This window comes from Fibrobacter intestinalis (assembly GCF_900167415.1).
Taxonomy (GTDB): Bacteria; Fibrobacterota; Fibrobacteria; order Fibrobacterales; family Fibrobacteraceae; genus Hallerella; species Hallerella intestinalis.
Map to the genome: position 1 here is coordinate 60,827 of NZ_FUWU01000007.1, position 24,917 is coordinate 85,743.

Sequence of the window (24,917 nt, forward strand, 5' to 3'; positions counted from 1 at the left end):
TGCGACGCATCCTTGGAGGGATGGCCGAGTGGTTGAAGGCGCACGCTTGGAAAGCGTGTTTACTTAACTGTAACGAGGGTTCGAATCCCTCTCCCTCTTCTAAAACTTTACAAGGTGGCTTATGTCTAACAATCGCGTTTACCTTGACGACATCTACGCAAGCGAAGCCTGCAAGGGTTCCACCTTCCGTGCCGTGGTGATGATGGCACAAGAAGCTCGTTTCATCAACGAACAAGCAAACCGAGAGGGTTATGTGAATTTGACGATGAAACCGACGACTATCGCGATGAACAAATTTAAAGCGAACAAGCTTTCCATCGCTTCCGCACAGGAAGCCGAAGAAGCTCCGCAAGCCAACGGCGCGCCTGTTTCCGCAAATCCTCAAGATGGTCAGAGCATGGCGGACTCGGCTAACGACGCTTTTGGAATCTAACTTTTGAAACATAAAATTTCAAAGGCGACTCTTCGGGGTCGCTTTTCTTTTTAGGAAAATAAATGGCCCGGGATATTCTGAACGAAATCATCGAAAAAAGAAAAGCGGATATCGCCCGCTTGGGAATCTGCTTCGGATTTGAACGCCCCTCTCGAAAACGTCCACTGCACCCCTTTATCGAAAAAGCGGGAACCATTTTGGAAGTCAAGCGTTCCTCCCCATCCAAGGGAAATATCGCCATGGGACTCGATCCTGCGGAAACCGCCCGAATTTACGCCCAAGCGGGAACCAGCGCCATTTCCGTTTTAACCGAAAGCCACTATTTTAACGGTTCCCTCGCCGACATTTTAAAAGTCGCAGAAGCCGCACCCGATTGCGCCATTTTGCGCAAAGATTTTCTGCTTTATCCCGAAGAAGTCGATGTCGCTTACGATTTTGGCGCGGACGCCGTCCTTCTCATCGCCCGGATTCTTTCGGACGAAACCCTTTTGCAAATGGCTACACGCACCGCCGCCTTGGGCATGACACCCTTTGTGGAAGTCCGCACGGAAGACGACCTGCGCAAACTGAAAAAAATCCGCGCCACAGTCGATTGCGTGGCCGGCGTCAATTCCCGAGACCTAAAAAACTTTCATATCGACTCCCTGATCCCCGCCGAATTTATCGACGAACTCGGTGAACGCGCCGTTTTTGAAAGCGGCATCCAGACAGCAAAAGATGCGGCCTTCGCCCGTCGCCTCGGATTTGCCGGAGTCCTCATCGGTGAAGCCGCCGCCAAAAACCAACCCGCCGCACAAAAGCTCGTCGAAGGCTTCCTGCACGCCAAACCCGACGGCTTTGGAAAATTCTGGAAGCGTATCGCCCAAATGCGAAAATCCCTGCGCACAAGGAATCCCGGCCAGCCAATCGTCAAAATCTGCGGAATAACGAACGCGGACGACGCCCTTCTTGCCGCAGAACTCGGCGCCAATCTGCTGGGCTTTGTATTCAGCGCACAAAGCCCCCGAAAAACAAATGCCACGGAAGCGCAAGATGTCATCGCCCAAGTGAAAAAGCAATTCGGAAAAGATGCCCCCCTTTGCGTGGGAGTCGTCACCGAACACGAAAGCCCCGAAGCAAACGAAGCGCTGGGGTTAGCGAATGGCGGCATTCTGGACGCCATCCAATTCCACGGATGCGAAATACCCGCAGAACTGGAATCCGCCGATTTCGGATATTACAAAGCGGTGCGCTTGAAATCCAGCGACGAAGCGCAAGAACTCGCGAATCATTTTCAGCACGGCATCCCCCGCGCACTGGTGGACGCTTACAGCCCCGAAGCCCTTGGCGGCACAGGCAAACGCATTGACGGAGAAACGCTGCAAACGCTTTCTTCCCAAACGGCGCTATGGATGGCCGGAGGCATTTCTGCGGACAACATCCAAGAAATCGTAAAAAGTTTTCACCCCGAACTGGTCGATCTTTCCAGTGCCCTGGAAAGTTTCCCCGGGAAAAAATCCGCCGAAAAAATGCGCGCGTTCTGCAGAGCCGTGCGTTGAAAATGCCTTTTGGAATCTTCACCAATAAAAATGGCAACACGCTGATGCGTGAATTCGAAGGAGTTCTTAGCAACAATCCTTCGATAAAGAACTTAGATGCCATGGTAGGATTCCTCCGAGCATCAGGCTATTTTTCTTTGCGTCCATATAAGCGCAGTTTCGGAATATGGAACGAGGGCGAACATTCTGTTTCAATTTCAAATTACACATTCACACCAGGAAGCTACCTTGTTCTTCGTCGCGGGAATGAGATTCTGTCCTGGAAAATCTTCAGATAGGAGTTCGTTATGAATTCGACAACAGTATCTAGGTTTCTCCTAGAAAATAAAACAATCATTGCCATGGCTATGATTTGCTCATTCGTTATTATTCTAAATGCCTGCACAACCGATGCGGATGAGGGCATTGATGCAGCCTCCGTCTGCCCTTCAGAAGGAACGAACATCTATGGCATGCCAAATCGAGGAACATTCGTGGATGAACGTGATGGTCAGGAATATCAATATACGACCATCGGTGACCAGGTTTGGATGGCGCAAAGCTTAAGTTATGAAGCCGCAGGAAGTTTTTGCTATGATAGTTTACCTGAAAATTGTGAAAAATATGGAAGATTGTATGGTGGTGAGTATATAAAGCAGTTATGCCCAACCGGATGGAGGATGCCAATGGTAAGCGACTATAAAGAACTAATGGTTGATGTTGATAATAAGAGAGATGTTCTTTACGCAGGATATTGGGAAAATATAAAAGATACAGTAAATCTCAATGAATGTGGGATGGCTTTAAGAGCAGGCGGATTTGCTTATTTGAATGAATTTCGCGAAAAAAATCAAACAGTATCCTTTTGGACAGGAGAAATTGACAGTAATTATGATAACAACGATTATTTTTTCACATTTTATGTTGAATATGGCGGATATATGCATGCGTCAAACTCACATTGGATAGAAACAATGAAGTATTATATTCGTTGTATAAAGGAATAGACTTGCCTAATCGTGGATTCCGGTTACTGGACTCTGTTGCGCTACAATCCGGCTCTCGCCGCCGAAGGCAAGGCTCCCCTTGTTCTCGACTCCAAGAAGCCGACGATCCCGGTTGCAGAATACATCTACACCGAAAACCGCTACAAGCAGCTCACCCGTAACAACCCGGAAGTTGCCAAGAAGTTGGCCGACGACCTCCAGAAGGAAGTGGACGCTCGCTACGCATTCTATGACGCCATGTCCAAGGATACGGAAGGGTTGATCAGCCTGTAATCGGTTAACGCGTCATCCTGAATCCCGACAGGGGTGAAGGATCCAGTCCTGGATTCTTCCACCTTCGGTGTCAGAATGACGAAAGTGAAAACGCCCCGTCACGATGAGTGGTGGGGTGTTTTTGTATAAAATGAAAATCCCCAGCTATGCTGGGGTGTTCAAGTAAAGCCTTCTGGCAATCATGAAAAAAGAAATCCTTTGACTAAATTGATGGTGCGGTCTGCCAACTGCATCACAATAAAACCAAAGGATTAATATGAATAATAGAAATACAACTGCACATACAACGTGGAATTGCAAATATCACATTGTGTTTGCCCCAAAATTCAGAAGGAAGGTTTTCTACGGGGAACGCAGACTTGAGATAGGAAAGATTCTGAGAAGATTGTGCGAATGGAAGGATATTGAGATTATTGAAGCCGAAGTCTGCGTTGATCATGTACACATGTTGCTTTCGATTCCCCCGAAATACTCGCCATCATCAATCGTCGGATACCTGAAGGGCAAAAGCAGTTTGATGATCAATGAGAAATATCCTGAATTACAGAAAAAATATCGAAGCCGAGTGTTTTGGTGCCGAGGGTATTACGTTGACACGACAGGGAAAAATACGCAGAAAATCAAGGCGTACATTGAAAATCAATTGAAAGAAGACGAGTACGGAGAACAGTTAGGCCTATTCGGAAAGAAATAACCCGTTTACGGGTAGCCGGGTAAGGACCATCGCAGGTGGCAGACCCCTACATGACCATTTGTCTGTAATTTCCAATATTTTTGCTACTTTGGGTAAAAATAAAAGCCAGCCCGGTGTTTGCGTACTAGGCCCGGTTCGGCTCTGCAATGCAGAAATGCGAGCATTTCTGCGCTACAGAGTCTCACTGCTAGTCCTTGAGGCAACGGACAGACGATGCAAAGTACATGTCTTGGGGCGGCAGGAAAGCGTGATCGATGCTTTGGCCCAACGTCATGACGAAGGCGTCGTCGCTATAAAAATCGTCGACATTAGATTCTATGACTCTTGTGGCACTCCAGAAGGTCGCCATGTAGCCCAACTGTTGGAAGGGGCCGCCTTGGAGGCCGATGCCCGCTGGGAGAGCGGAAAAGCCGTAGGCATCGGTACCGTTGCCATTATCGTTCCAGCCACTAGTGGATTTAAGATACTTTCCGGCGTCGATGTAATAGAAGTTTCTCTCATCCCAGGTTGCACCGGTACCCCTTGACAAAATCCTAAAATCCTCTTCAGTTGGCAAGTGCCAGCCTTCGGGACAAACACCACGAACAGGGTATGTAGGTAAGCAGAATTTTCCGTTACCACAGCCTTTCCCGTTGGTACTCCAAGTTCCAGCACTGTCCATAGCCGCAGACCACAAGTAAAGACGACCGTATTTTGAACAGTTGGTGGGGTCATCGTCGTAGCAGAAACTAGAAGAATCGAAAGTACTTGTTTTTCCCTTATAAGCATAATTCAGATTCTCTGCCATCCAGGTCTGGGTGCCGATGGTGACGGTTTTGTAAACTTGATTATCACGGGAATCTTTTAGAGTTCCTTCGCCTCCGCTCAGGATGACGCTGGAAGAAGATATAGAAACACTGCTACTGGAGATTGCTTCATTCTTACTGCTAGAAGATGACTGTACCGAAGTGCTGGATGTGTTACTGCTGCTAGATTTTGAATCAGAGCTGAGAATAACGCTGGAAGAAGATGTGACCTTGCTAGATGACGACACAGGGTTATAATCTTCCCAGTCGTTTTCCTGTTTTGGGGAACTGCTGGATTTCACCTCTTCCTTTTCGATGATGGTGTAAATGTCAAAACGGTACCATTTACTTTCACTACAAATTAACGTCATGTGTTCTTCCACCACAAATGCCTGTTCATTATTACGCTTTTCGGTGCAGTTTGGCAGTTCATCGGAGTTTGCCGCCACCGTGCCCAAATACCGCCAGGCACTTTCGATGCACAAATATACCGAATTTTCTTTGCTCACGTATGTGGAATCCCCTTCCCTTTTGGCAGTACAATTGTCCAGAGCATCCTTGGTGGAAACCGTATCCATATACGAAACAATTTTTCCCCAAACACCATCATCACATTTATAAAGAGCGTGTTCCTCTGTAATATAAGCGGTATTCCCTTCACGCTTTTCCACGCAAGCCAGCAGAGCGTCAGATGTAGCCAAAGTGTCTGTCAGGGTGTAATATTTTATCCACTCCCCATCATCGCACCTATAAACCGCACTTTCCTTTTCCACCTTCACGGTATCGCCGTCGATTTTTGCAGTGCAGTTGGAAAGGTCGTCCAAGGTGCTTACGGTAGGCAGGGGTGCCGACATAAAAATCCATCTTCCCTCTTCGCACTTGTACGTAGAACTGTCCTCGGTCACAAGGGCGGTGGTGCCTTCCCTATTTTCCGTGCAGTTGGGCAGATTCTCCATGGTCTCGACCCTCATGTCTGCTGCATCTACGCCTGTTCCGCTGGAATCGCCACCGCAGCCAACAAGACCTAGTACAGCCAGTGTACCCGCCAAAAAACACGTCAAATTTCTTCATTATTTACCCCTTGAAAACTTGAATTTCGACACCTCATCGTAAAGATGGGACTTTTCAACTCTTATACCAAGCCTTTCCTGAAGCATCTCCCTCACAAAATCATTTGAAACAAAGGCTTCCACACTGGGATTTGGGCAAACCTTCAGGGTTTTCACCAATTTGCCTTTTAAAGGAATATTCAGACGACCGCCTTCAATGGGCAATTTTTCGCCATACATAAAGATGCGGAGTTCGTATTCGTATTTGAAGGCACGCCTTTTGAGGCATGCAAGTTCAATGAAACTTTCTTCATCGATTGTTTTGTAAACCTTCTGAATTTTACTATTGTTTTTTATTTCTTCACTCGTGTAATCGTATTTACAAGGGCTTACATAGACCTTCGCATTGTTTTTTTGGGCGAAATCGCTCAACGACTTAATCAACACGTCGAAGTCAAAAGTCAACTGAACAAGGTCGTGGCGGTTTTCCATGTCAAACTGGCGCCAAAAAGCGGATTCGTTTTCTCCATGTTCTGTTGTCACGCAAAATGCGGCCACTTGGTTTTTCTTGAATCCAGACTGTTCGTAATCCCCGCAAACAAATCTTTTTTCAAAGGGGTCCTCCCAGGTGGCTGGATCCGCAAAAGAAATTTTCTTGGATTCAATCAGATTTTTGGCCCACTTGTAGCGCATATAACGATACACGGTTAAGGATGTTGAACGTTTAAAACAATCAAGTTTAAAATCGCCCAGAATCTTTACATAATCGGAATTATACTTTTCAGCCAATTCCCTTGAGCTAACGGATTCGTTTTCGTTTTTCGACATTGTGCAATCTATTTATTTAAGTATTTAAGCCCTCCAAATGTAAACAAAAAAAAAACAATGTCAAGTGTTTTGTGAAATTTCGGCCATTTTTAAAGAAAATTTTACAATTCGATTCGTAAAATCAGCAAAAAAGAAACCATTTTATCCAGTAATGGCCAAAATGGAGAACATTGCGCTTTTGGAAATATTTTCACATTTATTAGATTGCGCTTTTAGCAATATTTTGACACACAACACCTTGCGTTTTTAACAATATTTATTTATATTCTCATCAGCGGAGGCATACAAATGATTAAATTTAAACGCAAAATCTACCAGAAGCTGTTGCAATGGAAAGCCGAATCCCAGGGCAGCGAAGCCCTCCTCATCGAAGGGGCCCGACGAATTGGCAAGAGCACCATCGTAGAAACATTCGCCCAGCACGAATACAAGTCGTATATCCTTATCGACTTCAACGACTGCGAGGCTTCCGTCAAGAAAGTGTTCGAAAAGATGAGCGACCTCAACAGTTTCTTTACCACGCTCTCTTACACCTACGGTATCACGCTCCATCCCCGTGACTCCGTAATCATTTTCGACGAGGTTCAAAAATTCCCAAAGGCCCGACAAAGCATCAAGAAACTTGTCAAGGACGGGCGCTTCGACTACATCGAGACAGGTTCACTCATTTCCATCAACGAAAACGTCAAGGACATCACCATTCCATCGGAAGAAACATCTATCCAAATGTATCCGATGGATTTCGAGGAGTTCTGTGAGGCACTCGGAAAGCCCTCCATCTGCGACTACATCCGGGAATGTTTCGGCAAAGGAGAAGCCCTTGAGCGCAGTCTGCACAACGACGCCATGCAACTATTCAAGCAATACATGCTTATCGGTGGGATGCCCCAGTCCATCGTCGAATTTCTGGAACACACGTTCAGCTTTGAATACAGCGACAAGCGCAAACGCAGCATTATCGCCCTCTACAAGAAGGATATCCAAAAAATCAAGGGTGCATACAAGTCAAAGGTCCTTTCCACATTCCTGCAAATTCCCGCATTCCTCTCCAAGCACGAGAAACGCGTAAGTCTCTCCAGAATTGAATCCGGCATCAACACAGAAAACACCTACGAGAATACCTTCATGTGGCTTTCGAACTCCATGATTACCAACAATTGCCTCAAATGTTCCGACCCCAATGTGGGCTTGGGGCTGAACGGCGACGATTCTGCCATCAAATGCTACATGGGCGACACGGGGATTCTGTTCTCGCATGCCTTCAGTGAAAATGCGATTGCAAGAGATTCGCTGTACAAGCAAATCATGAACGACAAGCTTTCAATAAACAAGGGTATGCTCTATGAAAACGCCATTGCGCAAATGCTTACCGCAAACGGGCACCGGCTTTACTTTTACACCCGATACAACAAAGAACTGCACCGAAACGATATGGAAATTGACTTTTTGCTGAGCGATTCCGCAAGCGGAAAAGTCATCCCCATCGAGGTAAAATCGTCAAAGAATTATACCACATCGTCTTTAACCGATTTCAAAAAAATCTACAAGAAGCGTATCGGAAAATCGTATATCATCCATCCCAAGAACTACTCCATAAAAGAAAACGGAACTATCTGCATTCCGCCCTACATGACCATTTGTCTGTAATTTCCAATATTGATTGAAGTCGGGAAATATACAGGCAATCTGTATATTATGACCACTATTTACTGGCGCTAGGCATCTCGTTGCTAGAATTGCGTTAGGATAGTGACCCCTTGGGGCCGAGACCATGGTCTCGGATTTAGGTGGCGGGCAACGAGCGAAGCGAAGGTGGCCGCCCCTAAAATATAGCCCGACCCGGCGAGGGCAACCGAGCTGGGGAACGCCCAAATAGGGTATGGTCGTTGCCAACGCTACGGGTTGCTCCTCCATTTACGGCGGTAACCAGCCGACTACTCCGTGGGCAAAGAACAAGGAAGGCCGCAGTCCGGCTTGGGCGAACTCCCTCTTCGAAGACAACGCCGAATTCGGTCTCGGTATGCGCCTCGCTATCACGAAGCATGCCAAGCAGGCTCTCAGCCTCCTCGAAGCCGTGAACGTTCCTGCCGAACTCAAGGAAAAGCTCACGACCCAGGACCAGTCCGACGAAGCCGGCCTAAATGACCGCACAAGTCAAATGCAAAAAAAAACTCCGATAGACTTGTGCTCTCGCTTACGACGACAACTTGATAGTTGTCGCCTCCGGCTCACAAAGGCCCAGCGTGAAAACGTGAACATCTGCGTCCTCGATACCGAAGTGTACTCCAACACCGGTGGACAGGCTTCCAAGGCCACGAACCGTGGCGCAGTCGCTCTCTTCGCTGCCGCCGGTAAGCGCGCCGGCAAGAAGGACCTCGGCCTCATCGCCATGAGTTACAAGAACGTCTGTGAGCCAAAAGCGACTTGTCTTAACAAGTCGTGTTGGCGAGAGTGAGCGCCTATCGGAGTGTCTCGCCAAAGTCTAGCGCGAACGGTCGTCATCGTTGGGCCGTATCGCCCTCGGCGCAAACGACGCTCAGGCCCTGAAGGTTCTCCAGGAAGCGGAAGCACTTTACACGACCGCACAAGTCAAATGCAAAAGAGAATGTCCGACTGACTTGTGCTCTCGCCTACGACGACAACTTGACAGTTGTCGCCTCCAGCTCACGGTGGTCCGTCCCTGATCATCTGCTACTGCCCCTGCATCAACCACGGTTTCGATCTGAACAGCCAGCTTCAGCACCAGAAGATGGCCGTGGATTCCGGTTACTGGACTCTGTTGCGCTACAATCCGGCTCTCGCCGCCGAAGGAAAGGCGCCGCTTGTTCTCGACTCCAAGAAGCCGACGATTCCGGTTGCAGAATACATCTACACCGAAAACCGCTACAAGCAGCTCACCCGTAACAATCCGGAAGTGGCCAAGAAGCTCGCCGACGACCTCCAGAAGGAAGTCGACGCACGTTATGCATTCTACGATGCGATGAGCAAAGATACCGAAGGTCTGATTAGTCTGTAAACGAGTAGGCAGTAGACAGTAGGAAGTAGACAGGATACGTCATTGCGAGGAGCCGCAAGGCGACGAAGCAATCTAGTCCTGCACTACCCTACCGGATACGAAAAATCAAAGACGAGAGTCAAGAGAAATCCTGGCTCTCGTCTTTTTTATAAAGAAAGGGGGAAGTCTCCCCCACGCTCCAGCCCCGCCCCACCCATTGTCAAGCCCGCCTTGAGCGGGCTTCTCCTATTCGCGGGTCTTCCGCTTCCCCTTCTAACGGGTGCTCAAACGCCGCACCCGCAACGCCCGGACTTACCCAACATACTGCATAAACCGCTCAAATATTTGTTGGAGCGCTTTTGCATTTATGCAAAAGCGCTTCTACTTTTGTAGAGGCAGTTCTGTCCGCAAACAAAGTAGCTTCAACTTTTATAGATGCAGTTTTGTTTATGTGCGAAAGCACTTGAACATTTGTAGAAGCACTTTTGCTCGTGAGCAAAGGTGCTCAAACTTTTGCGGGAGCGCCTTTGTCACTTGTGTATAAACGCTTGGACATTTGTAGGAGCCGTTTTGTCCGTGAGCAAAAGCCCTTGAACTTTTATACAAGCGGCTTTGACCGTTTGCAAAGGTGCTTCTACTTTTGTAGAAGCTCTTTTGTCCGTGAACAATCGTGCTTGAACTTTTGTAGAAGCGGTTTTGTTCAGGAACAAAGCCGCGAAAACATTTGTAGGAGCACTTTCGCGCCTTTTGTAAAGCGGCTTTAACAAACAAAGTATGCTTTTACAAAAACAAGACAAAAGTGTGCAAGGTGAGTGAAGCAAAAATATACTCGTATATTTTTATTTCCGAGCCGTAGCCACGGACGCCAAAGGCGTCAAATGTGCTACGAACTTGTACAAAACTGACGCAACTGGCGTTGCAACCAGCACATCTAACTTTGTGAAAGGCGCATGGAAACCTTTCGCTAAACTGAAACCGGCAACCTTCAAAACGAGGATAGCATCATGATGAAAATCAACAGCATCTGCTACAACAGACTCCGCAACGACGAATTCCTTGGCCTCCACAAGAACATCGTCGAACTGACAGAAAGCATCAAGGGCGAAGAAATTCGCCCGTCCATCGAAGCCTACCGCAAGGCCGTCACCGAATACGCGAACCTCATTGAAGTAAGTGTGGACGAATCCGCCGCAAGCATCGTGAGCCGCCTTGACAAGGAACGCAACGCCGCATACGCCGCCTGCCGCAACTTTGCCAAGAGCCTCAGGTCCCTTGCAGACAAGGATGTCGTCGCCACCGGAGAAAGGCTCCGCAAGATCTTTACCGAAAATGCGGACCCCTTCTACCTCAATCAGGACCAGTCCACGGGTGTCTTCACGAACATTGTCAACAGCCTCAAGGCCATTGACGATGCGAAGCTGGACGCCTGCGGATTCAAGCCGTGGCTCGAAAACCTTGAAAAGAAAAACAACGATTACCTGGCCGCCGTGCAGACCCGCAACAGGGAACTCGCCGCCAGGGAAAACGGACTCACCAAGGTCTACCGTGAACGGTGCCTGGATGCATTCGGTATCGTGACGACGCTTGCCATCGGTAAGGCGACCCTAGAAAGCGATGAAGGCTGCACACAGTTTATCAAGGCCGTGAACAGCCACATCGAACTGAAGAAGGCCCACCTGAAACTTCGCAAGGGAAGGGGCAAGATTACCGTGACTCCGGAAACACCCGAAACGGCGGTAATCGAAATTCCCACCGAAACCAAGGACGAGGAAAATGCCGCATAGCAATCAAATACAAGACATGAACAACGAATCTCCTGCCTGATCGGATATCAGACAGGACTTTTTTTGCTTAAAATTAGGGCGTTTTGTCGAAAACGGTTAAATTTTGAAAAAAAAAGACAACCAACTCTATAAATTGCAACATTTTCATAAATTTTTTAGTAAGGATTTTTCCGTTGTTCATAAAATTGATTATATTACTATTTGTAAAATAGTGTAAAAATATCACTTCAAAGGAGTCCCTATGTCTCAAGACCCCAACCTTTGGTTTGTTCGCGGCACGATTCACAATGCAGACGGAACCGTGTTCCACAATCAAGGTCGCATTTTGGCATACCATATGTTTCCCCAAGGTGGTTGGCAATGGATTGCTGAATCGGACATAGACTCCAATACGGGGGCATTTGAACTTGTCTTTCATAAGGACCGTTTTCAAGAGGTTGGCTCCCCTGAAGCTGATTACCCTACCTTGCAAATCCGTGTGACTGATTACGAATACAATCCCTTGTGGATGTCATGCATATATACTACACCCCCGCATGAATTATACATGGGCGATATCGTTGTCAATGGCGACATAAACGAGAACTGGACCGTTTGCGGAAATGTTTATTATTCGTCCAAAGTGCCGTTTACAAACGGCTATGTCAAGGTTTTCGATGTCCGCAATGGTGCTCCGCGGGATTTAGGCTTTTGCCAACTCAATGCTGTTGGTTTTTATTCCGTAAGCTACACTAAGGCCCAATTTCAACAGGGCGATACTTCTATAACCAGTCCAAACCTTCTTGTCCGAGTTTATTCCGCTGACGGCGTGAATGTTGCGAACCAGGCCGGTCCGGCAATCGCTTCTGCCCGTGAATTCATCAACATAAAGGTCGAATCGGGCGATATCGTAATTCCGGATGGTTCTTGCAGAATTTATGGTTCTGTAGTAAACAAACTGGGCCGCCCCGTTTCAGGCGTGAAAATTACGGCATATTGTCTGCATTACGACATCACGGACATCAACAATCATTCGACCGGAACTTTCGTTCATCAAGAATTAGGAAATTTTCAACAAACTGACGAAAACGGTGAATATTCGATTTCCTATAATCCCGAAATATTGCCACAGGGGCTCCTGTTGGATGCAGAAGATGCTTTTGGCAAGGATAAGGCGTCTTTATACGCAAAACTAGAAGTATACGAAACAGGAGCGCCAACACCCAAGGCTACAATTTTCAAACCGCTTGTTTTTAACGGGAAACGGGAACAAAGGATTGATTTTGAACTCGATACATCGTCAACCAAAGACAGACAGTCTCTATTTGAAGAATTGGATAGTTTACTTGCGATATATCGTGAAACGGTAACCAGTGGTTCAACCTATTTAACGGATAGACGTAACAAGATTGACGACTTCTTGAAGAATGTAGATGAATTCCCGCTAGTGGTAGGGCGCGAACATCGCACCGACAAAGAAGTCAGGGCATATTTCCTTGCGTATAGCCTTTACTATGGCTTGCTTGGCAGGCTGGAAAAAACAGAAAATGAGTATTCTCCTGAAAAGTATGCACAAGGTATTTTCGCACTCACATATCAGGAACTTGTCGAAAATCTTGACGATCTTGTGAATATCGCAGAGCCCGCTTTGCAAACTGCATTATTTGATGCATCTACAAGCAATTATATTTCTGCATCTGATGTAAAAACTGAAGATATGCGGAATCTTTGGGAAACAGCGACAATGTCTTCTGCTGTTGTTAACGAGATGGAAGATCAATTCTCGCCATACCATATATTTTATTTATTCCTAAAAGAAGACTTGGTTCAAGAGAATGTTTACGTAGATGGAGTTTTAACATCTGCTCGCATTAATTTGCCTTCATTAACAGGAAATGATAAACAAAAAATTGACTCCTTGATGAACGCTTTCTACAATGCAGGTTGCGACTATGGTGAGATGATCTCTAATCTAAAGAAACAAAATTCTACTTCATTGACAGATGACGATATAACGAGATTGCAACTTTTAATAGACCTGTGCAATTTTGGCGACTGGTATAGCGATTTCGTAGTGGCGGCATATAAATATGCAATCGACCCTAGGCATCACTTTACCGAATTGAAGGATTTTCTTTCCCTAGAAGAGGCTGCTGATTGGGATGATATTGTCGATGAAGTTTCAACTCGATATAAAAAATATTATCCGAAAGATTCCCTTGGGTTACCCCATGAATTCCCAGGCAACACAGAAGAAGAACAAAAAATTCTCTATACAAAGAAACTAAAGGACTTGATTGCCTCGTGGTTCCCGCAATATAAACTTTATACAAAACTTTCTTCTGCACTTTCCGGCGAAGCCTGGGCCAATTTATTCCGTATACTGAAATCAAAGCAATGGGAAGGTTTTAGCCTTATTGAACAAGATTCTAAAAAATACGAAGACGAACATATCTATGCGGAAAAGATAACCGACGAAACGACTTTAAACAAACTTCATATTTTGCAACGCATTTTCCGTTTAACGGACGATGTTGATGCGGTCGCCTATCTCATTAACAATGGTTTTGAATCAGCTACATCTATAGCTCAACTTGACGAGGACTATTTTGTCGCAGAGCACGCCCTTGGAATTGGCACAAAAGAACAGGCGACGCAAATTCACAGAGTCGCCAAAAGCTTTATGGCCGAGGCTGCGTTTACAATTGGTCAGTTCCACAGAAACCTGAACGAAAACGGCAAGATGTTGCCACCCACTTCGCGCGGCGTGACTCCGAACCTGACGGTTATGGCTGCGGGTGGTTTGACGCGAGGCGAAGCAACTCGCTCAAATGTAGCCCTACCAAGAATCCCTGCCGCAATTTCTCCTACATGGAAGAACCTTTTTGGAAACATCAATAGGAACGGAGCCACCGAGGGCCAGTCCGTATTGAGTGCGTCTGCCTACTTTGTAGATTTGCTGAATTTCTTCAAGGCGAACGAAGAACCCTACAAAAGATTCCATGAACGCCGTTCGGATCTTCTAAACCTGGAATTGACCAAAGCCAACGCCGAAGTTGCTATGCCAACAATCGACTTGGTAAACGAATTGCTTGAATGTCTTGCAGGCCATGACGACCAAACAAAGGCTGATATTGTTGCTAACCAGACTCCGTCCAGCGCAACGGTTGCCAGTTTACGCGCAGAACCTTTAAAATGGGAAAAGGACGGTGAAGGCGAAACCCGACAGACTGTTGCCAATCAGAAACTGATGACTCATGCCTATCCGGCAATGCTCCCCCTGAACACTTACAGGACAAAAGCGACTAAGTTGCTGGCGAATATTCCACTTACATTCTATAGTATGTCGGAAAGCCTTGGTCGCGAGGCGACGGAGAAAAATAGTCTCTTTGCTGACGAACTTTTGCACAAAATATTGTTCAAGGAAAATTTCAGCGAGCCATGGACTTCTTGGGGCTTAACGCAAAAGAATAACAATGTCTATTTCCCGGATAAGTCGGAATACAAGATGGATAATCCGAGTCGTCCGACACCGTATCTGAAAAATATGGATTGGGATGACATCCTTAGACATGTTTCAATTCTTTTAGACCGTGCCGGAATCACGTTCAAGGAATTGCAGGAACTCCTCGCCCTCCCGCCTTTAGCCAGATACCATGTCAATTACCATTGCCCCGATGCTTTACAATATCAATTGGCGGACATCAACGGCTATGTTCTTTTTGAGGAAACCATTGAAGGAAACAACAGGAATGGCGACGAGTCTGTAGGCGGTGATCGCCTAAGGAATTTCTTCATTGAATTGGCTGCTTTCATTCGCTTCCGTCGTTTACTTGGCTGGAACTTTGCGGATATTGCCTTGCGTTATGATGAATTGAATCGCAAGGAGTCCGATGAAGGAACTCCCGAAAATGCGTCTTTCCCGTATGCGGAAGACCCTCTGTGTAATTGGGACCGCGTCCAGGAAATGGTGGTGCGTTTTGGCATAACCCCGCTCAATTCCCTTGCCTGGTATGGATTTGCGTTAACTGAAGATGAGCTGGAGACCGTATTTGATGTTCCTGTCCTTTTCAAACGTTATCGCGAACCGAAAGATTTGGAAGATGCTGCAAAAATTGAAAAATACGACGACGAATACATTGAAAACGATATTGCAAAGGCTGCTGCAAGTTGTTTATCCCTGAAAAAAGAAGATGTCCTTTATTTCTTGGAGCAAAGTGGAATATTCACTGGAGCATCGACGAACGAAGCGCATGAGCAACACGAAAAATTTCTGAACGGATTGAACTATGTTTACCGCTATGGTACATTTGCTCAAAAACATAACCTGACAGCCGATGAACTTTATCTATTGCAGGATGCGGGACTCGGTTCTCTAGATGATGTTAGGGACTTCTCTATGGCGATTCGTAAATGCCAGGGAACATCCCTGCCAATATCCGTGATTGAAGACCTAATTCGTAAGCCGGATGATTCCGTCACGAAAAAGGCCGAAGCGTTTATGGGTGTCTCTCAAAAGGATGGCTCCGATGAAATCGTACTAGGCTCTTTATACACATCTATTGCGGAGTCGTGGAACGCTGTAAAAATTGATGAAAAGGATGAACTAAACGATTATCCTGACGGAACAGTGCCCTCACAGGAACAAACAAGGAATGAAGAGCTTCAAGAGGGCGAAGAGCAGGAAGAAGAATCTGAAATCGATCACTATGCAAATTACGTTATTGCATACAAGGATGCCTGTAGCAAAATACTATTGTCATTGGGATATGAGGATGTTCCTTATATTGATTTGATTTCACAAGCGCTTTTACCAATTGATGAAGATGATTTGACGGTTCGAACGAACCTAGAAAGTTGGTTGAATGACGTTTTACAAGAGGATTCTGAACAAATTGAGGATGTCCTTGATGAGCAAAAAACGCCAATTCAGCGACTATATAAATTCTACGGATATTTAAAGCCAGTTTGGATAGAAAAACAAGTTTATACAATGCTGTCGCAGGAATTTGGGATAGCGGCTGATGAAAAGGCGCAAGACGCATTCAAGGCTTTGTTGGTCAAAGTTTTTACAGCAGCTATCGATGTGTGGACCAGCCGTGTGAAAAATACTCTTTGGCCTAGTGCTCAACCTTTAGCGACAACAAGCGAAATTGACTATATTGCATATTATGCCCTATACAAAGCAAACATTCTTTATCAATATGTTTCTGGTTATGTTCTAAATTCCTCTGATGTAGAAACAGGCCTTGTTTTAGGCTTTGGGTGGAATAGTTGGAATGAATTGTATAGTTACCAAATTATTGATAAAGATGAAAGATTGTATCTTTTGTCAAATATCACGCCTTATTCAGTATTTGAATCCTTAATCGAAGCGTATTCTGTTTCGGATGCTTTTGGCAATAAAGAATACTCGTATGCAGCCGTTCCGCCTGTAGATAAGGATTCGTTGAACACACCGATAACGAATTTTCTGCAACTCAAACGTTTACTTCTTATTCCGCAGTCGGTTTTCGCCGAATGCTACAAATATGTGTTCAATATTGAACTAGACGAAGATATAAATACTTGGGAACAAATTGAAATAAGCAACTGGTCTGAAACCGGAATGTGGTTTAGGTTCTTCAAGGTTTATCAGCTTTATTTAAAAACATTCACGACCCCAGAAACATTGGAAAATCTGTTCATCGAGTTGAGAGAATCTGATTTGGCAGAACAAACTGGCAGCAATGAAGAACAGACCAGAGAACTCGACGACGAAATCGGTAACTTTGAAAAACTTAAAAAAGCCGTTCAGGAACTAAACGACAACTTGAACGCCAATTACAGTGAATCTGAATGGTATAAGTTTATACAGGGCGTAAGTGACGAAATCCGTAAAGAACGAAGGGATGCATTGGCGGGATTTGTTTGCTGGGAATCTCAGACTACCCCCAAAAAATATCCGCAATCGTTCTTGAATACGAATGACCTTTACGCATATTACTTGATCGATGTCCTCATGGAACCTGATATGTCCATGTCGCGCATTGTTCAGGCAAATGCGTGTTTGCAGTTGTTTGTTCAACGTTGTCAGCTTGGCTTGGAAGGTCAAACTATTGATGGTGCAAACCTGTTTAGCGATTCGGCTCTTTCCCAGTGGGAATGGATGAAGAATTATCAAGTTTGGGTGGCAAACCGCAAAGTATTCCTCTATCCTGAGAACTGGCTTGATGTTAGTCTGCGTGACGACAAGAGTTCGTTCTTCACCGAACTGGAAGAACGCCTGCAAGAAGTGGGTGGCGACAGTGACGACATGGAACGCATCTATGCAGAATACTTGGAGAAAATGCGTGAAACAGCTAACCTTGAAATTGTGGGCTGTTGCAAGGAAGATGGCGACCCGAACGGGGAAACCGTCTATACGCTGCATATTATCGGCAGAACTCGTGGCGAGCCACATCGTTACTATTACCGTAAGTACTTCGCGAAAAAGAATACTAGAGGGACGTGGTCTCCATGGGAATTAATTGAGGCAGACATCACAGGTGATGTGGTATTCCCCCAGTTGATGAATGGTCGCCTTTATCTGGCGTGGCCTCAGTTTATGCAGGGACAAAGGCAATTGAATTCGGGTGTAACGGATGGGGTAAGCGTTCCTCAACTTGAATTTTATGTAGAAATCAAGATTGCTTGGACTTGTTTTAATGGAAATAAATGGCTTGGTGTTAAAACGACGAAAAGTGTATTATACGACACATCTATAGATCCATTAAATTTTCAACTGCCTCCTAATGAGTCTATTGGCGATAGATACCATTTCAAATTGGATCAAGATAATGGGAATATTCGTATACGTGTATTTAGAACATTGCTGGATCAATTTAATGCGTCCGATTATGAAATTCTTCTTCAGCAATGCGATATCGAATATGCCAGAACCCAAAACGAGTTCTATAACCATCTCAAAAACATATATCAAGCGATGCGAAACAATGGTGAAACAACAAGAAACGTTATAAAATTTGTTACTGTCACCAATGATACACAAATTCAGCAATGTATTGAAGTACGTGATTTTGGAGAATTGGGTTCTCAACGAATTAGCGCGCTAGGAATTTTTCTTCTTTCGAGTGATGGAAAAGACGAATCCAGAACGGATATAAAAGCCTTATCACTTGATAGTATGGGGCATTATGGTGATTCTCGTGGAACTGGTGTATATTTGTTTTCTCCAGCGAGTTGCTTTCTTAAACACAATTATTGGTTCTCCAATGGAAAACAGCCTCTTGTATACAAGCAAAAGGAAATCTTATCTGCTCAAAAAGATTTTCGAATTCTGCCTGTAAATATGGATTTCTATGATCCTGAAGATGAAACCGGCCATGTTAGCGACTTGCCATTCTTCTATATGGATTCAACAAATACTTACTTCGTTTGCCCGAAGGCGAATAAGGGCAACAAGCGTGTTTATGAATTCATTTTGATGTCCCACCCCATCATGGATGAATTCTTCAACCAGTATAGGAATGGCGGAAAGAAGGAACTGCACACTAGGGGAATACAGGCTTTGGAAAAAGTCCAAAGCTACTATACCATGTATTCCGGCTACAATTACTATTTCGGTTCCGCAATCGGCTACCACATCGCTGGTGACTGGGCTGCATGGGATATGGGACAATCCTTCTTCGAAAGTAATTATTGCCCGACATATCATGTGACAAAGCCTTATCCTGCGCCCTATGTAGATTTCTCGTGGAATTCTCCCAACGGCATTTATAACTGGGAATTGTTTTTCTATGTTCCCGTGCGGATTGCCGACAAATTGATTGCGGAGGAAAAATACGAGGCAGCTCTTGAATGGCTGCAGTTGGTATTCGACCCGCAAGGCAAAAAAGAAGGACCAGAAAAAATCGCCCGCTGGGCAGATGACTTGCCCTCTGGAGCTCAGTATTGGCGTTTCCTACCGTTCTATGCAAACCCTGATGCCGACAAGACTATTCTAGAATCGCTTGCCGTCCTAGAAGAATCCGATAATTCGCAGAAGAAAAAAGACTTGCAGTGTTTGATTGAACAGTGGAAGTTCGACCCCTTCGAACCGCACTTGATTGCAAAACAGCGCCTGGTGGCTTACCAGAAATTCGTGGTCATGAAATACTTGAACACACTTATTGCCCGTGGTGACGAACTATTCACTCAAGATACTACAGAATCTGTAAACTTGGCAATTCAGTTCTACATCATGGCGGCGGATATTCTTGGCCCGAAGAGTGCAGAAGCCCCAGATCCGTTGACTGGTGAAATAAGGACTGCCGACGAGTTGATTGCCGAAGCTGGAGAAGACGGGAATCTTGATTGGGCAAACTCACTCCTTGAATATGAAGATTCTATGTTGATTGGGCGTATTCGCGACAGGGACACCTATCAAAACAAGTATCCTTATAGGACATCCTTGATTGCAAATATTTCGAAGCAGACATTCTATTTCAATGTTCCACGTAACGAGAACCTGATGGCGTTCTGGGAAACGGTGGCAGACAGACTCTACAAGATTCGAAATAGCCTGAACATCGAGGGTGTCAAGAGGACGCTAGCGTTGTTTGCTCCGCCAATAGACCCGGGAATGCTTGTAAAGGCTAGGGCAGCAGGGCTTTCCATCAGTGACATTCTTGCTGATGCCGGAGCCGCATTGCCGCATTACCGCTTCAAGGTCATTGTTGCGAAGGCGTTAGAAATCGCTCGCGACTTGCGCAACATGCAAGAAACGTTGCTGCAGGCATTGAAGGACAAGGATTCCGAGGCATTGGCGCAGTTGCGCATGCAACACCGCATTGCGGCCAAGAAACTCTCGCAAAGCATTTTCGAAATTCAGATGAAGGAACTCGAAACAGAGGCTTCTTCGCTGGAAGTTGAAAAGGAAAAGAAAACCAAAAAACAGGAACATCATAAGTCTAACATTGAAAAACTTAAGACCGACTTTGAGAACGGCTACGCCAAGACCATGCAGAAGGTCGCCGACCTTCGTGAAAAAGTGGAATCTGCGAAGCGCATTGCGTCTGCAATGTACAGCATTCCAGATTTGGATGCGGGCGGCATTGTGAATGCGTTTGGTGGTATCGACTTCCACATGGCCGCATACGGAGGTCGTAAACTTGGCGAAGCGGCTATTACCATGGCCGAAAGCTATCTGTCGAAAGCGATGGAGCGTGAAGCAGCTGCTTTACAACAGAAAGCCAAGGGCGAAGAAAAGAAGGCAACGGAAGAGGAAACTTTCGAAGAATCAGTTGCAACAAACGAAATAGACCAAACGGAAAAGGCGATTATTGTCAATACGATTCGACAAGAACAGAACGAGAAGGAACAAGAGCTTTTCGAAAAGGAACTGGAGCGAGACGAAGAAGAATACGAATTTCTCTGCGACAAGTTCACGAACAAGGACCTGCATGAATGGCTTGTAAAGCAGATGACAAAACTCTCCAAGACCATGTGCAAGCTGACTACGAAAGTTGCCAGGATGGCCGAAAAATGTTATCACTTCGAGATTGGCGACACCGATATGGGCAATGCGAAGTCGTTTATTAGCAATAGCTATTGGGACGGTGCATATAGTGGTTTGCTCTCTGCCGATAGGCTGATTGCAGACTTGCATGCCATGGAAGTTGCTTATCTTGAGAATGATAAACGGGAACAAGAGATTACTTGGCCCATCAGTCTACGAAAAATAAAAAAAATTGCTGATGATGCAGATGGCACATTAATTCTGAGTACTCTGAGTAATTGTTCTTTCGATATCAATTCTAGTGATATTTGTTCTAAACTAGGTATTTCGTTCTGCCGTATCCACGATGTTCGTTTGCGTGTTGTTGCCCCTGATTTTCATGGTCTTGCTTTGAACGCGAAACTGACTCTTGAAAGTAACACGTTGAAATATAACGGCAATGAAATCCAAAACAGAATTGGGATTTGTACATTCGCTACGGGAATGGCGAATTCCGATTGTGGAAAGTTTGATTTCAATTTCAAAACAGAAAAATATACATCGTTTGAAGGTGCAGGATTAGATTCATCATGGAATTTGACTATAGGTGAATCTGACAATCTGAATTCAATTGACGATGTTATTCTTTACATAAGTTTCACCGCAAAAAATTCCTAAGGAGTTGTTATGAGAAGAAATATCTTTTCAACCATTTTCGGTATATCTTCATTTTTAATCGTGGCTTGTTCCTCTGATTCTAGTACTGGAGCAAATCCAACCAAACCAACAACATCAACATGTGCTTTAGCGAACAAATATTTACCAAGTTCAACAATTAATTATATCAACGATGGAAATGGAGGCTGCGTTGTTGTTGGGCAAAGTTTTTCAAACGAGGAATATAGCGCCTATGATGAAGCCTTGGGTTCATTCGGTTTTGTAAAGTCAAATACACTTTCAGGATCTTCAACTTACATCAAAACACTTGAAGATTCTAGCACTTTGACAGTGGAATTGGTTTATGTGTCCGAAACGCAAATTCTTTCAGCAACAGTGACAAAACAAGAAAAAAATTATCTTTATGGTGACATAGAAGAATTTGGCGAAATAATGGTCAAACCATTATTTCTTTCTCTTGGAGTGACGATTGAGTGGAATTATACTGCGTCTAACTCCCTGAGTTTTTTGTACTCAACTCAATTTATCACAAATGAAAGTTCGTACGATTTTAGGAAAAATCTATCACAGCAATTATCTTTGCAAAATTGGCAAAATGTTACAAATGATGTTTCACTTGGCGTTCAAGGGGTTATGGAGTATAAAAGTAATGTATATAAACTTTGGGTAAAAAAGGGTGATTGCAGTGTGCTTGAAAAAAAATGTTTAGACAATTTGTTTGAAATTGAAATAAAGAAACTGCAATAGTTGCTTGCGATAAACTTTTAGGAGAATCAACAATGCTCAAACGCGTCCTCTTCTGGCCCGATGTTTACAAGGAACAGGGACACTGGTTGCCCACGTTGAAATGGGCTGATGCTTTGCACAGTGCGGGGCATACCGTAAGATACATGGGAATACTTGATTGTAAAGGTATCATAAACTCCTATAAGGAAGATAATGCTTCTTCTGCAAAATATGAATTTCTCCCGATATTCCAGAATATGTATCCTAAGGGCTACACCACGGAAAGTTCCAGCGACCCTAACGAGCGTTGGAAAACATGGCATATCTGGGCCATTCTTTATAGCCAGTATTTTGAACTGAGTGACGAAAATGGCGATGTAGTTGATTCAAATATTGAATTTAACCTTCCAAGCGGTGCTAGGATGCCTAGCAGGGATTTGATAGAAGATGCCAAGTCTATTTGGATGGCATGGACCCAATCGAACCCAAATATCGTCGTATCGGGTTATTTCACTTCGTTAGAGACTCTACTCCTTTACTGGATTTATGGCCTTGAGAGAAAGAACGAAGAGGAAGAATGGACTCCACGAGCAGACCTAAACTTTGTCATTTCGACCACCTATCTGAGGCACCCGCAAGATGACCCGGCCATCCGTGCCAGGGTAAACTTGCAATCGTTCTCAAGACATGAACTGCACAAGATTATAAATATGGCCACAGAAGGCATAATCTCGACCGATGCGCCGAAAATGACCTTGCAGCAGTTTACCCAACCGTTGGAAACGTTCGATGAATTGATTCCTTGTCCGAGAGAATATGAATATGACCATTACAAACATGGTTTTCTTGTTCATTACGTTGATCCCTGTATTACAAAGGAACTTTCTTCCTCCGCGCAATCCATTGACTCCGAAGGAGAACCTATTAACTGGCCTCAGTATATCGCGAAGGAAAATATCATCTTTGTTTCTGCAGGTTCCCAAGTGTTGGATTACGAGGACAAAGCCAAGAATCTTTTCCATTCCATGTGCAAGGCGATGCAATCTCCGCAATTAAAGGATTGCTTCCTGATTGTCGCCGCCGGATCCAAATTGGTAAACAGCCCTGAATGGAAGAATTACGACAAGTCTAAAATTCTTATTGCCAGCTGGGTGCCTCAGCGAAAATTGCTTGAAGAGGGCGATGTTAAATGCGCCATAATCCACGGTGGTCTTGCTACAATCAAGGAATGCGTGTATTTCAACCGCAAATTTGTTATAAATCCATTGGGCAAAGACCAGATCGACAACGCCCTTCGTTTGAAGTATCTCGGCATAGACAACATGCTGTCTATGGCGAACGTAAACCCGAATACGCTGCTAGACGCAATAAACAGGGTGACGTCGGATTACCGTTTAGAGGCGAAACTGGATAAACTAAGTGAAGTCTTCCATGTGCTTGAAGACGAAGATGCTAAAGAACCTGCGTTCCAAAACATATCAATTAAGACTGGATATAAAATTATTCAGGAAATTTTGGATGCGCAAGATGTGGTTCCTCTGCCGTCGAGTCAAGGCGATATGCGTTAGGGATTCCTCATAGAGGATAAGAACACTAAGGGAATAAATTCCCAAGTGTTCTATAAGTGACCCCTTGGGGACAAGACCCGCGCAGCGGGGCTTGGTTCTAGGAGGCGAGCGGCAAGCGTAAGCGCAGACGATTGCCCCTAGAATATAGCCCGACCCGCACGGGCCGTGCGGGGAACGCCCAAATAGAAAATATCGGTAAGGACAAGACCGACGAAACCAAGAAGGCCATCAACATGGTGCCGCAGGAACCCATCAAGGTCCAGGAAGGCAAGTGCTTCGACTTCTTCGTCGACCTCCCGGAATTCGACCGTACCAAGGTCAACAAGAACCTGGTCAAGCAGGCCATGCTCCTGGAACCGCTGTTCGAATTCTCCGGAAGCTGCGCAGGCTGCGGCGAAACCGCTTACGTGCGTCTCGTTTCTCAGCTCCGTGAGCCGTAGGCGACTCGTCATAACGAGTCGTCGGAGGCGAGAGTGAGCGCCAACCAGAATGCCTTACTAGAGTCTAGCGCGAACGGTCTCCATTGTGTGACCGCATGGTTGTCGCTAACGCTACGGGTTGCTCCTCCATTTACGGCGGTAACCTCCCGACCACTCCGTGGGCAAAGAACAAGGAAGGCCGCGGCCCCGCTTGGGCGAACTCCCTCTTCGAAGACAACGCTGAATTCGGTCTCGGTATGCGCCTCGCTATCACGAAGCATGCCAAGCAGGCCTTGAGCCTCCTCGAAGCCGTTCACCCGCCGAACTCAAGGAAAAGCTCACGACCCAGGAGCAGAATGACGAAGCCGGCCTAAATGACCGTGTCCCGCCCAAGTTGAACTTGGAAAATTTTGGCAAAGCTAATAAGGGAGTCTGTCAGATCTGTTGGTTAGCCCAATAATCCTCACGTTCTCTTGTCGCATTATACAATTTTGTTCTTCGTTCTGCAAGTCGTTCCTCCATCTTTCCTGCGAAAACCTCGTCAGGAGTCAGGAATCCGATTGCGGAATGTAGCCGTTCCGAGTTGTAGTAATTGATCCAGTCCGACATTTTCCTCTTTGCATCGGAATAGTCCTGGTAAGCGTCACGACGGACTTCCTCCGCCTTGAGGGTCTTGTGAAAACGTTCCACTTTCCCGTTGCTTTGCGGATGGAAGGGAGATGTAG

13 protein-coding genes, 1 tRNA gene and 3 pseudogenes are annotated in these 24,917 nt (G+C 45.4%); 14 read left to right on the forward strand and 3 right to left on the reverse strand.

Features of this window, described 5'->3' with window-relative positions; genetic code table 11:
- The first annotated feature begins 14 nt into the window (after positions 1 to 14).
- From B5D40_RS03320 to tnpA, 6 genes and pseudogenes are all read left to right on the forward strand, one after another.
- A tRNA-Ser gene (locus tag B5D40_RS03320) sits at positions 15 to 99 on the forward strand.
- Between the two features lie 22 nt (positions 100 to 121).
- Complete coding sequence (locus B5D40_RS03325; protein ID WP_078775761.1) at positions 122 to 433, forward strand: hypothetical protein; 312 nt, start codon at positions 122 to 124, stop codon at positions 431 to 433.
- 62 nt (positions 434 to 495) lie between these two features.
- The gene (gene trpF / locus B5D40_RS03330; RefSeq protein WP_078775762.1) at positions 496 to 1,971 is read left to right on the forward strand and encodes a bifunctional indole-3-glycerol phosphate synthase/phosphoribosylanthranilate isomerase; all 1,476 of its coding nucleotides are present in this window, start codon (positions 496 to 498) and stop codon (positions 1,969 to 1,971) included.
- A gap of 287 nt (positions 1,972 to 2,258) precedes the next feature.
- Positions 2,259 to 2,957 (forward strand): FISUMP domain-containing protein, encoded by a 699-nt coding sequence (locus B5D40_RS03335; protein ID WP_078775763.1) that lies wholly within the window; start codon positions 2,259 to 2,261, stop codon positions 2,955 to 2,957.
- A gap of 12 nt (positions 2,958 to 2,969) precedes the next feature.
- On the forward strand, positions 2,970 to 3,230 hold the full coding sequence (locus B5D40_RS03340) for a thiamine pyrophosphate-dependent enzyme (RefSeq protein ID WP_078775764.1): 261 nt from the start codon (positions 2,970 to 2,972) through the stop codon (positions 3,228 to 3,230).
- Between the two features lie 256 nt (positions 3,231 to 3,486).
- A pseudogene (gene tnpA / locus B5D40_RS03345) lies at positions 3,487 to 3,943 on the forward strand (IS200/IS605 family transposase); the annotation flags it as partial.
- 168 nt (positions 3,944 to 4,111) lie between these two features.
- Here tnpA and B5D40_RS03350 read toward each other — a convergent pair.
- Together B5D40_RS03350 and B5D40_RS03355 are read right to left on the reverse strand one after the other, a co-directional pair.
- Complete coding sequence (locus B5D40_RS03350) at positions 4,112 to 5,758, reverse strand: fibrobacter succinogenes major paralogous domain-containing protein (protein WP_078775766.1); 1,647 nt, start codon at positions 5,756 to 5,758, stop codon at positions 4,112 to 4,114.
- A gap of 21 nt (positions 5,759 to 5,779) precedes the next feature.
- Positions 5,780 to 6,586, reverse strand: a complete 807-nt coding sequence (locus B5D40_RS03355) for a hypothetical protein (RefSeq protein WP_078775767.1) — start codon at positions 6,584 to 6,586, stop codon at positions 5,780 to 5,782.
- A gap of 291 nt (positions 6,587 to 6,877) precedes the next feature.
- On the opposite strand from B5D40_RS03355, the gene B5D40_RS03360 reads away from it, so the two are divergent.
- From B5D40_RS03360 to B5D40_RS16430, 8 genes and pseudogenes are all read left to right on the forward strand, one after another.
- Positions 6,878 to 8,233, forward strand: a complete 1,356-nt coding sequence (locus B5D40_RS03360) for an ATP-binding protein (protein WP_095849630.1) — start codon at positions 6,878 to 6,880, stop codon at positions 8,231 to 8,233.
- 232 nt (positions 8,234 to 8,465) lie between these two features.
- Positions 8,466 to 8,993, forward strand: a pseudogene (locus tag B5D40_RS03365) (pyruvate:ferredoxin (flavodoxin) oxidoreductase); the annotation flags it as partial.
- Between the two features lie 243 nt (positions 8,994 to 9,236).
- The gene (locus tag B5D40_RS15195) at positions 9,237 to 9,602 is read left to right on the forward strand and encodes a thiamine pyrophosphate-dependent enzyme (RefSeq protein ID WP_234978150.1); all 366 of its coding nucleotides are present in this window, start codon (positions 9,237 to 9,239) and stop codon (positions 9,600 to 9,602) included.
- 983 nt (positions 9,603 to 10,585) lie between these two features.
- Positions 10,586 to 11,365 (forward strand): DUF6261 family protein, encoded by a 780-nt coding sequence (locus B5D40_RS03375; RefSeq protein WP_078775770.1) that lies wholly within the window; start codon positions 10,586 to 10,588, stop codon positions 11,363 to 11,365.
- A 241-nt stretch (positions 11,366 to 11,606) separates the two neighbouring features.
- The gene (locus B5D40_RS03380; protein ID WP_143394321.1) at positions 11,607 to 21,479 is read left to right on the forward strand and encodes a Tc toxin subunit A-related protein; all 9,873 of its coding nucleotides are present in this window, start codon (positions 11,607 to 11,609) and stop codon (positions 21,477 to 21,479) included.
- A 9-nt stretch (positions 21,480 to 21,488) separates the two neighbouring features.
- Positions 21,489 to 22,226, forward strand: coding sequence for a hypothetical protein (locus B5D40_RS15200; protein ID WP_143394322.1), 738 nt, complete (start codon positions 21,489 to 21,491; stop codon positions 22,224 to 22,226).
- A gap of 32 nt (positions 22,227 to 22,258) precedes the next feature.
- A complete protein-coding gene (locus tag B5D40_RS03390) occupies positions 22,259 to 23,773 on the forward strand; it encodes a glycosyltransferase (protein WP_078775773.1) in 1,515 nt (504 codons plus the stop codon).
- A gap of 197 nt (positions 23,774 to 23,970) precedes the next feature.
- Positions 23,971 to 24,497 (forward strand): annotated as a pseudogene (locus B5D40_RS16430) (hypothetical protein); the annotation flags it as partial.
- 130 nt (positions 24,498 to 24,627) lie between these two features.
- Here B5D40_RS16430 and B5D40_RS03405 read toward each other — a convergent pair.
- A partial coding sequence (locus B5D40_RS03405) for an integrase core domain-containing protein (RefSeq protein ID WP_144319673.1) occupies positions 24,628 to 24,917 on the reverse strand: 290 nt, incomplete at its 5' end.